This window comes from Asanoa ferruginea (genome assembly GCF_003387075.1).
In the GTDB taxonomy this organism is placed as follows: Bacteria; Actinomycetota; Actinomycetes; order Mycobacteriales; family Micromonosporaceae; genus Asanoa; species Asanoa ferruginea.
In genome coordinates, this window is record NZ_QUMQ01000001.1 from 7,737,599 (window position 1) to 7,751,134 (window position 13,536).

Below are 13,536 nucleotides of genomic sequence, written 5' to 3' on the forward strand. Positions count from 1 at the left end.
GCCCGGATGAGACCATCACGTCGCGGGCTGCTGGCCGCAGCGGTGCTGACCCTCGTCGGAGGCGGCGCCGGCTGCGTTCCACGCCAGCCCGGCACAACCGAGCCGCCCGCGGCGGCTCCGACCCTCTCCCCCACGCCCAGTCCGACACCGGACTACCTGGGCATGGCCCGGGCCAAGGTCTCCGCCTACCTCGCCGAACTCGGGAACGGTCAGGTCACGCTCGCGGTGCGGGACCGGCGATCGGATCTCGCGCTGACCGTCGGCGGCACCCGCTTCCCGACCGCCAGCATCGTCAAAGTCGACATCCTGGCCGCCCTGCTGTTGCGGGCGCAGGGCCGGCACGAGGAGCTCACCGACAGCGACCGGCGCAACGCCAAGCGGATGATCACCCTGAGCGACAACGACGCCGCGACGACCCTGTTCCACCGGATCGGCGGGAAGTCGGGGCTCGCCACTGCGAACCGGACCTTCGGCCTGAAGCAGACCACGCCCAACTCGTCGTGGGGCAGGACCACGACGACGGCGGCCGACCAGATCCGGCTGCTCGCCGCGATCGCCGACGAGGACGGCCCGCTCGACGAGGACGGCCGGTCCTACCTCTTCGACCTGATGAGCCAGGTCGACGCGGGCCAGGACTGGGGCGTTCCGGCCGCCGCGGGCCCGCGGGCCACGGCGGTCTACGTCAAGAACGGCTGGGACAACATCTCCGCGGACGGTGGCCGCTGGCAGGTCAACACGATCGGCCGGATCGTCGAGCCGGGACGCGACTGGTTGGTGGCCGTGCTCTCGCACGGCCACCAGACACAATCGGCCGGCATCCGGATGATCGAGGCCGCGGCCAGGTTCACCCTGGGCGAGTTGCGGAAGATCCCGCTTCAGCCGACGTAGACCGGCTCGGCTTCCCGCTGCGGTGCCCGCGTGCGGGCCGGCACCAGGTAGGCCGCGACCACCCCGAGCATCGGGACCAGCGCGGCCACCACCAGCGCGGCGCGTACCCCGTGCAGGAAGTCGGCGTAGCCGCCGTTCGCCGCGAAGACCGCCGCCAGCACCGCGACGCCGAACACGCCGCCGACCTCGCGCAGGGAGGTGTTGGCGCCGGCCGCCACGCCGGCGTCCTGCGGCGGCACCGACGCGACCACCGCGTCCGCCGAGGTCGGGAACACCAGCGAGATGCCGATGCCGGCGACGATCAGCGGTGCGACCAGCGACCCGTAGCCGACGCCCGGCGTGATCTCCGCGGCCAGCCAGCCGAGACCGGCGGCCTGGAGCGCCATCCCGACCAGCATCACCGGCCGGTTGCCGAACCGGCCGGCCAGCACGCCACCGACGGGCGCGACCAGCATCGGCATCGCCATCCAGACCAGCAGGCGCAGGCCAGCCTCGAGCGGCCGGTAGCCCAGGCCGATCTGGAACAACTGGGTGATGATGAAGAGCGAGCCGATCAGCGAGATGAACTGGATGAAGATCACCGCGTTGGCGGCACTGAACGCGCGGGACCGGAAATAGCCCAGGGGCAGCATCGGGTACGCCGCCCGCCGCTCCCAGCGCACGAACGCCACCATCAGCAGCACGCCGGCGACCAGCGCGCCGACCACTTCGGCCGAGGACCAGCCGACCACCGGCGCCCGCACCGGTGCCCAGACGAGCGCCAGCAGCGCGACGCCGCCGAGCACTACGCCCGGCAGGTCCAACTGCGGCCGCGGGCCGCGGCTCTCCCGCAGGCGCACCGCCGACAGGGCGGCCACCACCAGCGCGACGGGCACGTTCAGCCAGAAGATCCAGTGCCAGGAGATGCCCTGCACCACCGCACCACCGACCACCGGTCCGGCGGCGACGCCCAGCCCGGAGACACCGCCCCAGATGCCGATCGCCACCGAGCGCCGTTCGGCCGGGAACGCCTCGCTGATCAGCGTCAGCGACAGCGGCAGCACGACGGCGGCGCCGGCGCCCTGCACGGCCCGCGCCAGGATCAACGTGGTCGCGTCGCCCGCGAGCGCCGCCGCCGTCGACGCGGCCGCGAACAGCAGCACGCCGCCGATGAAGGTGCGGCGCCGGCCGAACCGGTCGCCCAGCGCGGCGCCGGTGAGCATGAGGCAGGCACAGACCAGGTTGTAGGCGTTGACCGTCCATTCCAGATCGGTGAGGCTGGCGCCGAGGTTGCTGCGCAACGCGGGTAGCGCGGTGGCCACCACGACCACGTCGAGGGACGCGAGGAAACTGCCCAGGGACGCGAGCACGAGCGTCCAGGCGGCCAGCTTGCGGCCGCCCTCCATTGTGGAGGTCATCGCACCGGCTCCAGCCCGAACGCCGGGAACAGGGCCGGATCCAGGAACGTGACGACGTGTGAGATACCACCGGCCGTCACGGTCGTGAGCTGGATGCCGTGCCCGTGATGGCGGCCGTCGGCGCCGCGCAGCCACGTCGCGATCGCCGGCCGGCCGTTGGCGGCGGTCAGCTCCGCACGCCAGTCACCCGGCCGGCCCAGCACGGTCGACGCGAGGAACCGGCCGACAGCTTCGCGGCCGGCGTACCACTGCGCCCGGGGTGGCATCTCGAACACGATGTCGTGGCGCATCAGGCCGACGAGCGCACCGGCGTCGGCGGTCTCGAAGGCGCGCATCCACCGCTCCAGCCGGTCGCGGAGCACGGGCTCCGACGGTTCGGTGAGCTCGTCCTCACGGGGAGCGGCCAGAGCGAGCTGGCCGTGCGCCCGCTGGAGGGCACTGTTGACGGCCGGCACGGTCGTATCGAGCAGGTCGGCCGTCTCGGCGGCGCTCCACGCCAGCACGTCGCGCAGGATCAGCACGGCCCGCTGGCGCGCGGGCAGATATTGCAGCGCCGCGACCAGGGCCAGCCGCACGCTGCTGCGCACCGCGACCAGCGTGGCCGGGTCGCCGCCGTCGGGCAGCACCCGGGAGTCCGGCACCGGCCCGAGCCAGGCGACGTCGTCGGTGCCGCCGACGAGCGCCGAGGGCAGCGGCCGGCGGCCGGCCCGCTCGATCGCCCGCAGGCAGGCGTTGGTGGCGATCCGGTAGAGCCACGTGCGCACCGAGGAACGCCCGTCGAACCCCTCGAAGCCGCGCCAGGCGCGCAGGTAGGTCTCCTGCACGGCGTCTTCGGCCTCGGGCAGCGAGCCGAGCATGCGGTAGCCGTAGGCGAGCAACTCCCGCCGGAACGGGCCGGTGACCCGCGCGAACTCCGCCGCGTCCGGACGCACCGCCACCCCCTGGGCGGTCACGCCGGCCCACCCAGCTGAACCACCTGCACATAGTTTCCATCGGCGTCCTCGACGGTGCCGATCAGCCCCGGCGGGAACGGTTCCACCTCCCGCACCCACCGCACGCCGAGCCCGCTCAGGTGCGCGGCGACAGCGTGTGCGTCGTCCACGTACACGTTGATCAAGATCCGCCCGGGCTCGGCCGCAGCGGGCGCGACGTCGTCCCGGGCATCGAAGATCAGCTTGCCGCCGCCGGCGAGCTCCACCACTCCGCCGTCGGCGGCGTCCGGAGCGAACGCCGCGCGATACCAGCGGGCCAGCCGCTGCGGGTCCGAGCTGCCCAACACCAGGCTGCCCAGCTGGACCGTCATGTTTCCACTCATGCCTGTACTGATCCGCGGCCGGGCCAAAACTCATCGGCGATACTGAAGGCGGCTGCCATATCGGTGTTAATCCGGTCAGAACCCACGCTGGGAGGCCAAACCATGCGCACCGAACAGGACCTTGCTTCCCTCGGGACCACGATCGCGCGCTGCGGCCTGGTGACGGTGTTCGTGTGGGTGGGTGGGCTCAAGTTCCTGGAGTACGAGGTCGAGAACTCCAAGCCGCTGATCAGCGAGAGCCCGCTGACCGCGCTGCTCTACAAGCGGATGGGCGCGCGCAAGCTGTGCCGGCTCGTCGGCGTCTCGCAGGTGATCCTGGGTGGGCTGATGGCGGCCCGGCCGTTCGCGCCGCGGGCCTCGGCCCTCGGCAGCCTCGGTGCGGCCGGGATGATGGTCGGCACGCTCAGCTTCCTGGTAACGACGCGGGAGGCCTGGCAGGAGCACGGCGTTCCGCAACTCTCCGTGCTCGGCGAGGCCCTGCTCAAGGACAGCGTCCTGCTCGGCGCCGGCATCCTGACGGCCGCCGAGGCGCTGCGCGCCGCGCGCTAGAAATCGCGTTGCCCACGGTGGCCGGTGAGACCTAGCCTTGATCACGACGAGCGAGGAGATCCGGCCATGACGAGGCAAGCCACAGCGAGCGCGACACGGTGTCTGCCGTGCGCTGCCCGTGTCTTGGTCTCGCAACGATCGGGTCGACAGCCCCGCTGAGCGTGCGTTCCGCGCCGCCGACCGCTGCCGCCTAGCGGCCTTCTTCTGTTCCCCCTCCACATTGGAGCTTTTCATGAGTTACACGCTGCTGCCCGGCACCCGGGCGCCGGTTCGGGTCTGGACCGATCCCGCCACCATCGAGGCCGAGGCGGCCGGCCAGCTCCGCAACATCGGGTCGCTGCCGTGGGTCGAGGGCGTCGCGGTGATGCCCGACGTGCACTACGGCAAGGGCGCCACGGTCGGTTCGGTCATCGCGATGCGGCAGGCGCTCGCGCCGGCCGCGGTCGGTGTCGACATCGGCTGCGGCATGTCGGCGGTGCGCACCAACCTCACCGACGCCGACCTGCCCGACGACCTCGGCCCGCTGCGGCGCGCGATCGAGTCGGCCATCCCGGTCGGCTTCAACGCGCACGACGAGCCGGTCAACCCCCGCCGCATCCACGGCATGCCGACCGCGGGCTGGGACGCGTTCTGGGCGAAGTTCACGTCACTGACCTCGGGCGTACGCCAGCTCGAGGCGCGGGCGACCCGCCAGCTCGGCACGCTCGGTGGCGGCAACCACTTCATCGAGGTCTGCGTCGAGCAGGGCGGCCCGGACGCCGGGCGGGTCTGGCTGATGCTGCACTCGGGTTCCCGCAACATCGGCAAGGAACTGGCGGAACGACACATCGCGGTGGCCCGCAAGCTGCCGCACAACGCCGACCTGCCCGACCGGGACCTGGCCGTGTTCGTCACCGGCACGCCGGAGATGGACGCCTACCGGCGCGACCTGACCTGGGCACAGGAATACGCGGCCCGCAACCGGGCCATCATGCTCGCGCTGCTGTGCCGGGTGGTCCGGGAGGCGCTCGAGCGGGTGCGGTTCGACGAGCCGATCTCGTGCCACCACAACTACGTGGCCGAGGAGCGCTACGGCGGTGTCGACCTGCTGGTGACCCGCAAGGGCGCGATCCGGGCGGGTCGCGGCGACCTGGGCATCATCCCGGGCTCGATGGGCACCGGTTCCTACATCGTGCGCGGGCTCGGCAACGAAGACGCCTACTGCTCCGCGTCGCACGGCGCGGGCCGGCGGATGTCACGGGCGAAGGCGAAGAAGACGTTCACGGTGCACGACCTGGCCGAGCAGACGGCTGGCGTCGAGTGCCGCAAGGACGCCGGCGTCGTCGACGAGATCCCGGGCGCTTACAAGGACCTGGGCGCCGTGATGTCCGAGCAGCGCGACCTCGTCGAGGTCGTCGCCCACCTCAAGCAGGTGGTGTGCGTGAAGGGCTAAGGAGCACGGCCGCCGGTCTCTTGTGGAGGCCGGCGGCCACGCGGCGTCGGCTCAGCCGACCGTCCAGCGCTGGGCGCCGGTGCCGTTGCAGGTGTAGAGCTGCACCTTGGTGCCGTTGGCGGTGCCGCTCGCGGTGACGTCGACGCACTTGCCCGACGCCGGCACCAGGATCGAGCCGTTGGCCTGGAAGGTGAACTTCTGGGCGCCCGTACCGTTGCAGTCCCAGATCTGGATCTTCGTGCCGTTGGCCGTGCCGTTGCCGTTGACGTCGAGGCAACGGTTGCCGTAGACGCGCAACTCGTTGGCCGCCGTGCGGGTCCACTTCTGATTGGTGCCGCCGTGGCAGTCCCAGATGTGGATCTGCGCGCCGGCGGTGGTGCTGGCGCCGGAGACGTCCATGCAACGGTTCGACTGCGGGTTGCGCAACGAGACCGGCGTGCCGACCGGCGGCCCGGTGGTGCCCGGCGCCTGAAGACTGGCCGGCACCGACTGCAACGCGGAGTACCAGACCGCGGCCATCTTGTCGTAGCCCGCCTGGTTGGGGTGCACGCCGTCGGCGAGGTCGGCGGTGGTCAGCGCGCTGTGCTGGTCGACGAGGTGCGTCTTGGCGCCCTTTCCGGCGACGATGCCGGGAAGGGCGGCGTTGTACGCGCGTACCCGTGACTCCAGGGTCGCATCGGTCTCGGGCGTGATCTGGGCGACGAACAGTTCCACATCGGGCGCGTTGGCCCGGATCTTGTCGATGAGCGCCGACAGCCGCGCGGGCGCGTTGGCGATGTCGTAGTTCTGGTTCATGTCGTTGGTGCCGATGTGCAGCAGGATCGTGCGCGGGGTGTACGCGCCGAGCCAGCCGACGATGTTGGCGTCGATCTGGTCGATCCGCCACCCGGAGTGGCCCTCGTGGTCGTGGTCGCCGAGGCCGGCCGGCCCGTTGAAGCCGGACCCGACGAAGTCGACGGTGTAGCCGCCGCCGGCGAGCCGCTGCCACAGGTTGATCCGGTAGCCGCCCGGGACGTTGTAGCCGTCGGTGATCGAGTCACCGAGCGGCATCACCCGCACGCCGCCGTTGGACTCGGCCAGGGCGGGTGTCGCGGTGACGACCCCGAGGCCGACCGTGGCCAGCGTGAGCGCGAGCCCGAGTCGGGCCAGTCTCCATCGCATGCGCGTTCCTCTCGTCAGTGCCGTCCGGGACGGGGGACGGCTCTGAGATCGAGGTTCGGCGATATCAGCTGTTCAGCGGGAGCCCTGCGGCGCGGTCAGACCGATGAACGCCGATGCCCGTGCGCCGAACGGTCGTAAGCTATGGCTACCCGGACAAGCTCGTGCCGGCCTAGGCTGGACCTTGACGAAGGGGGCACCCGATGGCCACCATCACCGTCCACCAGACGACCACCGCGACGCCGGAGCAGTTCGTCGCCGGGCTCACCGACTTCGGCCCGGGCCGGGCGGAGCTGTTTCCCCGGAGCGACGACGGCTACCTCAAGGTCCACGCGCGCGGCACCGACTACGCCGATGTCACGGAGGGCTCCGGTGGCGTCTGGGAACGCCTGCGCTACGACTGGTCCGACATCAACCACGTCGTCCTGACCACCACCGACTCCAACACCTGGGGCGGCAGGTCGGGCCACACCTACGACCTGACCCCGCAGCCCGACGGGACGACCAAGGTGGACGTGACCGTCGTGCGCGAGGGCAAAAACTTCAAGGGCAAGGCGATCGGCGCGCTGCTCAGCGTCGCCGGCGCCCGCGGGTTCGCACCGAGCCTGGCGAAGACCATCAAGGCCATCGAGGCCCGCAACGCGTGACGGGGTGCGGCCGTGGCCGCACCCCGTCTCCACGGTCAGGCCGCGTCGTCGGGCTCCAGGGCGAGGTCCATGTGGCCGGCCAGGCCCTCGGCCAGCGCGGCCAGGGTCGGGTGCTTCCAGACGAAGTTGCCGGCCAGCTTGACCCCCAGGCCGGCCTCCAGCCTGGCCCGCAGCTCCATTGCCAGCAGCGAGTCGAAGCCCAGCGCCCGCAGTGGTGTCTGCGGGTCCAGGGCGCTGTCGCCCAGCCGCATCACCGCCTGGACGTGGCCGCCGACATAGGACTCCAGTGCCGTGCGGCGGGCCAGGCCTGCCGGTGCCGCCGCCAGCTCCGCGCGGACGTCGGCCACCGTCGGACCGGTGGGCGTGACGGGTTCCGGTGCGGCGACCGTCGCGAGGACGTCGGCGAAGAACGGCGACGCCGGTGCCGGCACCCAGGTCGCGGGCGCCCCCGGGATCACGCCGGTGCGGACCCGGTCGTGGGCCAGCAAGATGGACAGTGCCGAGAACCCTTCGGAGGTGCCGATCGTGGTGTAGCCGCGCGCCGCGAAGTCCGTCGCCGCGCCTGTCTGGCCCCATGGGCCCCAGTTGACCGCGAGCGTCGGCAGGCCCTGCGCGGCCCGCCACGATGCGAAACCGTCGAGCCAGGCGTTCGCGGCCGCGTACACCGTCTGGCCGGCGTTTCCGATCAGCGACGCCATCGACGAGAAGACGACGAACCAGTCCAGCCGCTGTCCGGCGACCGCCGTGTGGAGGGCGCGGGCGCCGACCACCTTCGGCCGCCAGACCCGGTCGAACTGCTCGTCGGCCACCGTCAGCAGCGCCGCGTCGTCGAGCACCATCGCCGCGTGCAGCACGCCGCACAGCGGGCGGCCGAACGCCGTGGCCGCCTCCACCAGCGCCGTCGCCGTGCCGGGCGCGGCCACGTCGCCGCGGAGCACGGTGACCCGGGTGCCGCCGGCGCGCAGGTCCGCGATGGCCGCTGCCGCCTCCGGCGAGGGTGCCCGGCGGCCGTTGAGCACGACGTGCCCGGCACCGCGGGAGGCCAGCCAGGCCGCGGCCGCGAGGCCCACGCCGGTCAGACCGCCGGTGATGATGTAGGAACCGTCGCCGCGCACCGCCGGCTCGGCCGGCCGGGCCGCCTTCAGCGTTCCGGAGCCCGGCACGGTCAGCACCAGCTTGCCCTGGTGTGCCGCGGCGGCCATCGTGCGGAACGCCTCCGTGGCCGCGGTCAGCGGGTAGGAGCGCACCGGCAGCGGCGGCAGCGACCCGTCGGCCAGGCCGGCGATCACCTCCCGGAGCACCGTCGCGAACACACCCGGACGCCGGCTCTGCAACTCGATCAGGTCGACCGTGCTGAAGGTGATGTTGTGCCGCATCGGCGCCAGCCCGAGAGCCCGGTCGGCGAGGATGTCGCGCACGCCGAGTTCGACGAACCGGCCGAACGGCCGCAGCGTCGACAGGCCCGCCCGGATGGCCGGGCCGGCCAGCGAGTTGAGCACCACGTCGACGCCCTCGCCGCCGGTGGCCTCCAGGGTCTCGGCCGCGAAGTCGAGCGTGCGGGAGTCCATCACGGTCGCGATGCCCAGCTCGCGCAGTCGGGCCCGCTTCTCCGGGGTGCCGGCCGTGGCGAACACGGTCGCGCCGAGCTTGCGGGCGACCGCGATCGCGGCCAGGCCGGTGCCGCCGGTTCCACTGTGGATGAGCACCCGCTCGCCGGAGCGGACGCCCGCGACGTGCCGCAGCGCGTACCAGGCGGTCAGGTATCCGGTGAGCTGTCCGGCCGCGACCACCGGGTCGAGGCCGCCGGGCATCCGGGCCACCGCGGTGGCCGGCACGGTCAGGAACGAGCCGAACGCGCCGCCGCGCAGGTCGACCGCGAGCACCGACTCACCGACTTCGAGCGGCACGCCGGCACCGACCGCGCTGACCACGCCCGCGCACTCGAAGCCGATCCGGTAGCGGACGTCGTGGCCGTCGCCCGGCAGGAGGCCGAGCACGGTGAGCACGTCACGGAAGTTGACCCCGGTGGCGGTCACCTGGATCTCCACCTCGCCCGGGCCCGGGCGCCGGCGGTGGCAGGCGGCCAGTTCCAGCCCGGACAGGTCGCCGAGCCGGCCGGCCCGCAGGCGGAAACCGTCGACGCCGCAGCGCACGTCGACGGTCGAAACCTCCGGGACCGGTGCGTACGCCAGCCGCGCGACCAGCCGCTCCCCGGAGCGGTGCCGCACCTCGTCGTCGGTGCCGTTGGCGAGCAGTTCGTCGGCGAGCAGGCCGGCGTCATCGGTCTCGACCAGCGTCGCCCGCAACTCCGGGTGTTCGATCGCGAGCACCCGGACGATGCCGCGCAGCGCCGCCTCGTCGAGGGCGCCGCCGGTGACCAGCACCAGGCGGGGCGGTACGGCTTCGGCGCAGAGCGTCTGGGCCACCGCGACCGCGCGACGGGTGCGGTCCAGCGCGGCGTCCGCACCGGACGCGCCGCCGCAGACCAGCGCGACCGCGCCGGGCAACACCCCACCGAACAGGCCGCGCACCGGCTCGGCGAGCGGCACGTCGACCACGTCGACGACGGCACCGCGGGCACGCAGCGCCGACGCGACCGGGAGCACCGCGCCGCCGCCCTCCCCGACCAGCAGCACCCGGCCGACCGCGCGGCCGGTGAGGGCCGGCGCGGCTGCCCAGCGAGGTTCCAGCAGCCACTCCCCTGCCGACGCCTCCGGCACCCGCTGCCGCACGCAGCGCAGGCCGCCGACGGTCAGCAGGGCCGCGCCCGCGTCGTCGCGGAGCACCACGTCGCCGCTGAAGCCCTCGGCGTCCGACGAGACCAGCCGGGCCTCGGCGTGGGCGGCCAGCGACAGGTCGCCGGTCACCGCCACGCGCGCGATGCCGACCGGCAGCACCAGGCCGCGGCCCGGCTCGTCGAGCACGGTCGCGACCAGCAGTTGCGCGCACATGTCGAGCAACACCGGGTGGATCGCGAGCGCGTCCGGCGCCGCACCCGGAGAGGCGACCAGGGCCCGCGCGGCTTTGCCGTCCGCCGAGCGGGCCAGCTCGCTCAGTCCCGCGAATGTCGGACCGTGGTGGATCCCCCGGGCCCGCATCGCCGCGTAGAGCCCCTCGGCGTCACCCGGGACGTCGCATTGCGGCGTCGGTGTGTCTGTTGTGGACCGACCCGAGCGGAGCGCGGCGGTCGCGTGACGGACCCACGCGCCGTCGGTGCCGCGGGCGAAGATCTCGCACTCGGCCCGGTCCGGCGTGGTCATCGTCACGGTGGTGCTGACCTCGGTGCGCGCCTCGAGCCGGAGCAGCTCGCGGAACGCCAGGTCCTCGACCACGACCTGGTCGACCGGTGCCGCGAACACCGCGGTCGCGGCGCTGAGCGCGAGCGCGTGGAACGCGGCGCCCGGCAGCACCGCCTCGTCGTGCACCCGGTGGTCGGCCAGGAACGGCAGGGCGTCCAGCCCCGCGTCACCGACCCAGGTGTGCCGCACCGGGTCGCCGGCCACCTCGGTGTGCCGACCGGGCAGACCGCTCACGTCCGGTGTCGGGTCCACCGGCGACACGTCGACCCAGTGCCGGCGCCGGTCGTAGGTCATCGTCGGCGGGTCGGCCAGGTCGGCGTCGCCGTAGAGCGCGGACCAGGCGACCGGGACGCCCGAGCAGTGCAGCGCCGCCAGCGCGGTCCGGAAGGTCAGCACCTCCGGCTCGTCGCGGCGCAGCGTGCCGACCACCACCGCGTCGGTGGTGCTGTCGCGCACGGCGCTGGTCACGATCGGGTGCGGCGAGACCTCCAGGAACACCCGGTGCCGGTCGGCGGCGGCGGCACCGACGGCGGCCGCGAAGCGGACCGGCTGCCGCAGGTTGCGGCACCAGTAGTCGGCGTCGAACGCCGGCTCCTCGGAGCGCGGGTCGAGCACGGTGGAGTAGAAGCGCACGGCGGGGTCGCGCGGCCGCAGGTCCTTCAGCGCCGCGGTGAGGTCCTGGAGCAGCGGGTCGACCTGCGGCGAGTGCGACGCGACGTCGACCGCGACCAGCCGGGCCGGCACGCCCTCGGCGTCCCAGGCGTCGACCAGCAGGCGGACCCACTCGTCGTCGCCGGCGACCACGGTGCTCTCCGGTGCGGCGACCACCGCGACGGAGACGACCGCGCCGGCGCCGGCGGCGGCGATGTCGGCCTCGACCTGGGAGCGGCTCAGGCCCACGCTGGCCATCGCGCCCGCGCCGGCGATGCGTTCCAGCAGTGCCGAACGGCGGCAGATCACCGCGACGCCGTCGGCGAGGGTGAGCGCGCCGGACACGACGGCGGCGGCCACTTCGCCCATCGAGTGGCCGAGCACGCCGGCCGGCGTGACGCCGTGCGCGCGCCACAGGTCGGCGAGCGCGACCTGGAGGGCGAACAGCACGGGTTGCACGAAGCCACATCCGGCGACCGGCTGGCCCGAGCGGATCACGTCGAGCACGGAGAAGCCGGCCTCGGAAGCGATCAGCGCGTCGGACCGGGTCAGGCTGGCCGCGAACGCGGGCTCGGTGGCGAGCAGTTCGCGGCCCATGCCGGTCCACTGTGAACCCTGGCCGGAGAACACCCAGACGGCGCCACGGGCCACGCCACCGGGTACGGCGCCGGAGACGACGGCCGGGTCGAGCCGGCCGGCCACGTACCCCCGCAATCGGTCCGAAAGCTCTTCGGTCGTGGTGGCGACCACCCCCAGCCGCCCCCGGCCGGCGCCGCGACGGAGTGCGAAGGTGTGCGCGATGTCGCGCAGCGGCACGTCGCGCCCGTCGCCGTCGAGCCAGTCGGCGACCCGTTCGGCGGCGGCGGGCAGCGCCTCGCGGGAGCCGGCCGGGATGAGGACCACCTCGGGCTCGCCGGACGTGCGGGTCGACGACGCGGGCGACGGCAGCGTCGGCGCCTCCTCCAGCACGACGTGCGCGTTGGTGCCCGAGAAGCCGAACGAGGAGACCGCCGCCCGGCGCACCGCGGCACCGTCGGGCCAGCGGGTGGTGCCGGTGGGCACGAACAGGCCGGCGGCCGACGGGTCGGTGCCCGGGGTCCAGCCGGTGAAGTGCAGGTTGCCGGGGATCACGCCGTAGTCGAGCGCGAGCACGGCCTTGATCAGACCGGCGATGCCGGCGGCCGGCTCCAGGTGACCCACATTGGACTTGATCGAGCCGATGGCGACCGCCCGGCCCTGGCCGCCGTACACGCGGGTGAGGCTGGCCAACTCGGTCGGGTCGCCGAGCCGGGTGCCGGTGCCGTGCGCCTCGACGTAGCCGACCTGGCTGGCGTCGAGACCCGCGCGGACCAACGCGGCCCGGTAGACCGCCTCCTGCGCCTCGGCCGACGGCGCGCTCAGCCCGTCGGAGCGGCCGTCCTGGTTGACCGCCGAGCCGCGGACCACGGCGAGGATCCGGTCGCCGTCGCGGAGCGCGTCGCCGAGCCGCTTGAGCACCACAGCGCCGGCGCCCTCGGAGCGGACGAAACCGTCGGCCCGCTCGTCGAAGGCCCGGCACCGGCCGGTCGGCGAGAGCATGCCGAACCGGGTGAACTCCCGGGTGGTCCGCTCGTCGACGACCAGGTTGACCGCGCCGGCGACGGCGAGGTCGCATTCCCGCTCGCGCAGGGCCTGCGCGGCCTGGTGCACCGCGACCAGGCCCGACGAGCAGGCGGTGTCGACACTGACCGCCGGGCCGTGCAGGCCGAGCAGGTAGGAGATCCGCCCGGCCGCCACGCAGTGCCCGTTGGTGAGGATCCCGCCGGCCAGCTCTTCCGGCTGGCCGGCGAGGCGGTGCATGTATTCGTCGTAGCTCAGCCCGAGGAACACGCCGGTCGGCTCACCGGCCAACCGGTCCGGCGGCAGGCCGGCGTGCTCGAACGCCTCCCAGACGACCTCGAGCATCAACCGGTGCTGCGGGTCGAGCACGTCGGCCTCACGCCGGGAGACACCGAAGAAGTCGGCGTCGAAGCCGGCGACGTCGCGCAGCCAGCCGCCGTCTCCTGGCGTTCCGGTGCCCGGCAGCGGTCGCCCCGCCGGGAAGGGGCCGACCGCGTCTTGGCCGTCGGCCAGCAGTCGCCACAGGGCGGCCGGCGAGTCGACGTCGCCGGGCAACCGGCAGCCGAGCCCGACGATCGCGATGTGCTCGTGTTCCACGGTG

Annotated in this window: 9 protein-coding genes; 4 read left to right on the forward strand and 5 right to left on the reverse strand. The window is 73.5% G+C overall.

Annotation, left to right across the window (positions count from 1 at the left end):
• Window positions 1–6: 6 nt before the first annotated feature.
• Window positions 7–888 (forward strand): serine hydrolase, encoded by an 882-nt coding sequence (locus tag DFJ67_RS36180; RefSeq protein WP_116073320.1) that lies wholly within the window; start codon window positions 7–9, stop codon window positions 886–888.
• On the opposite strand, the gene DFJ67_RS36185 is transcribed toward DFJ67_RS36180, so the two are convergent.
• Genes DFJ67_RS36185 through DFJ67_RS36195 form a run of 3 tightly spaced genes read right to left on the reverse strand, consistent with a single transcriptional unit; the run spans window position 876 to window position 3,588 of the window.
• Entirely contained in the window at window positions 876–2,285 is a 1,410-nt protein-coding gene (locus DFJ67_RS36185) for an MFS transporter (protein ID WP_116073322.1), read from the reverse strand. The two genes, DFJ67_RS36180 and DFJ67_RS36185, sit on opposite strands and share 13 nt — an antisense overlap.
• On the reverse strand, window positions 2,282–3,238 hold the full coding sequence (locus DFJ67_RS36190; protein WP_203783325.1) for a sigma-70 family RNA polymerase sigma factor: 957 nt from the start codon (window positions 3,236–3,238) through the stop codon (window positions 2,282–2,284). Before DFJ67_RS36190 ends, DFJ67_RS36185 begins: the two co-directional genes overlap by 4 nt.
• Complete coding sequence (locus DFJ67_RS36195) at window positions 3,235–3,588, reverse strand: VOC family protein (protein WP_203783324.1); 354 nt, start codon at window positions 3,586–3,588, stop codon at window positions 3,235–3,237. The genes DFJ67_RS36190 and DFJ67_RS36195 overlap by 4 nt, the downstream gene beginning before the upstream one ends.
• A 114-nt stretch (window positions 3,589–3,702) precedes the next feature.
• Between DFJ67_RS36195 and DFJ67_RS36200 the strand changes: the two genes are divergently transcribed.
• Together DFJ67_RS36200 and DFJ67_RS36205 are read left to right on the forward strand one after the other, a co-directional pair.
• Window positions 3,703–4,149 carry a YkgB family protein gene (locus DFJ67_RS36200; protein WP_116073326.1) on the forward strand — a complete coding sequence of 149 codons (447 nt, stop codon included), beginning with the start codon at window positions 3,703–3,705 and terminating at the stop codon, window positions 4,147–4,149.
• Between the two features lie 232 nt (window positions 4,150–4,381).
• A complete protein-coding gene (locus DFJ67_RS36205; RefSeq protein ID WP_116073328.1) occupies window positions 4,382–5,581 on the forward strand; it encodes an RtcB family protein in 1,200 nt (399 codons plus the stop codon).
• Window positions 5,582–5,632: 51 nt separating this feature from the next.
• Here the strand turns inward: DFJ67_RS36205 and DFJ67_RS36210 are convergent, their stop codons facing one another.
• Complete coding sequence (locus tag DFJ67_RS36210; protein ID WP_116073330.1) at window positions 5,633–6,742, reverse strand: RICIN domain-containing protein; 1,110 nt, start codon at window positions 6,740–6,742, stop codon at window positions 5,633–5,635.
• A gap of 200 nt (window positions 6,743–6,942) precedes the next feature.
• Between DFJ67_RS36210 and DFJ67_RS36215 the strand changes: the two genes are divergently transcribed.
• Window positions 6,943–7,386, forward strand: coding sequence for a hypothetical protein (locus tag DFJ67_RS36215; protein ID WP_116073332.1), 444 nt, complete (start codon window positions 6,943–6,945; stop codon window positions 7,384–7,386).
• Between the two features lie 35 nt (window positions 7,387–7,421).
• On the opposite strand, the gene DFJ67_RS36220 is transcribed toward DFJ67_RS36215, so the two are convergent.
• The gene (locus DFJ67_RS36220; protein WP_203783323.1) at window positions 7,422–13,532 is read right to left on the reverse strand and encodes a type I polyketide synthase; all 6,111 of its coding nucleotides are present in this window, start codon (window positions 13,530–13,532) and stop codon (window positions 7,422–7,424) included.
• Window positions 13,533–13,536 lie beyond the last annotated feature (4 nt).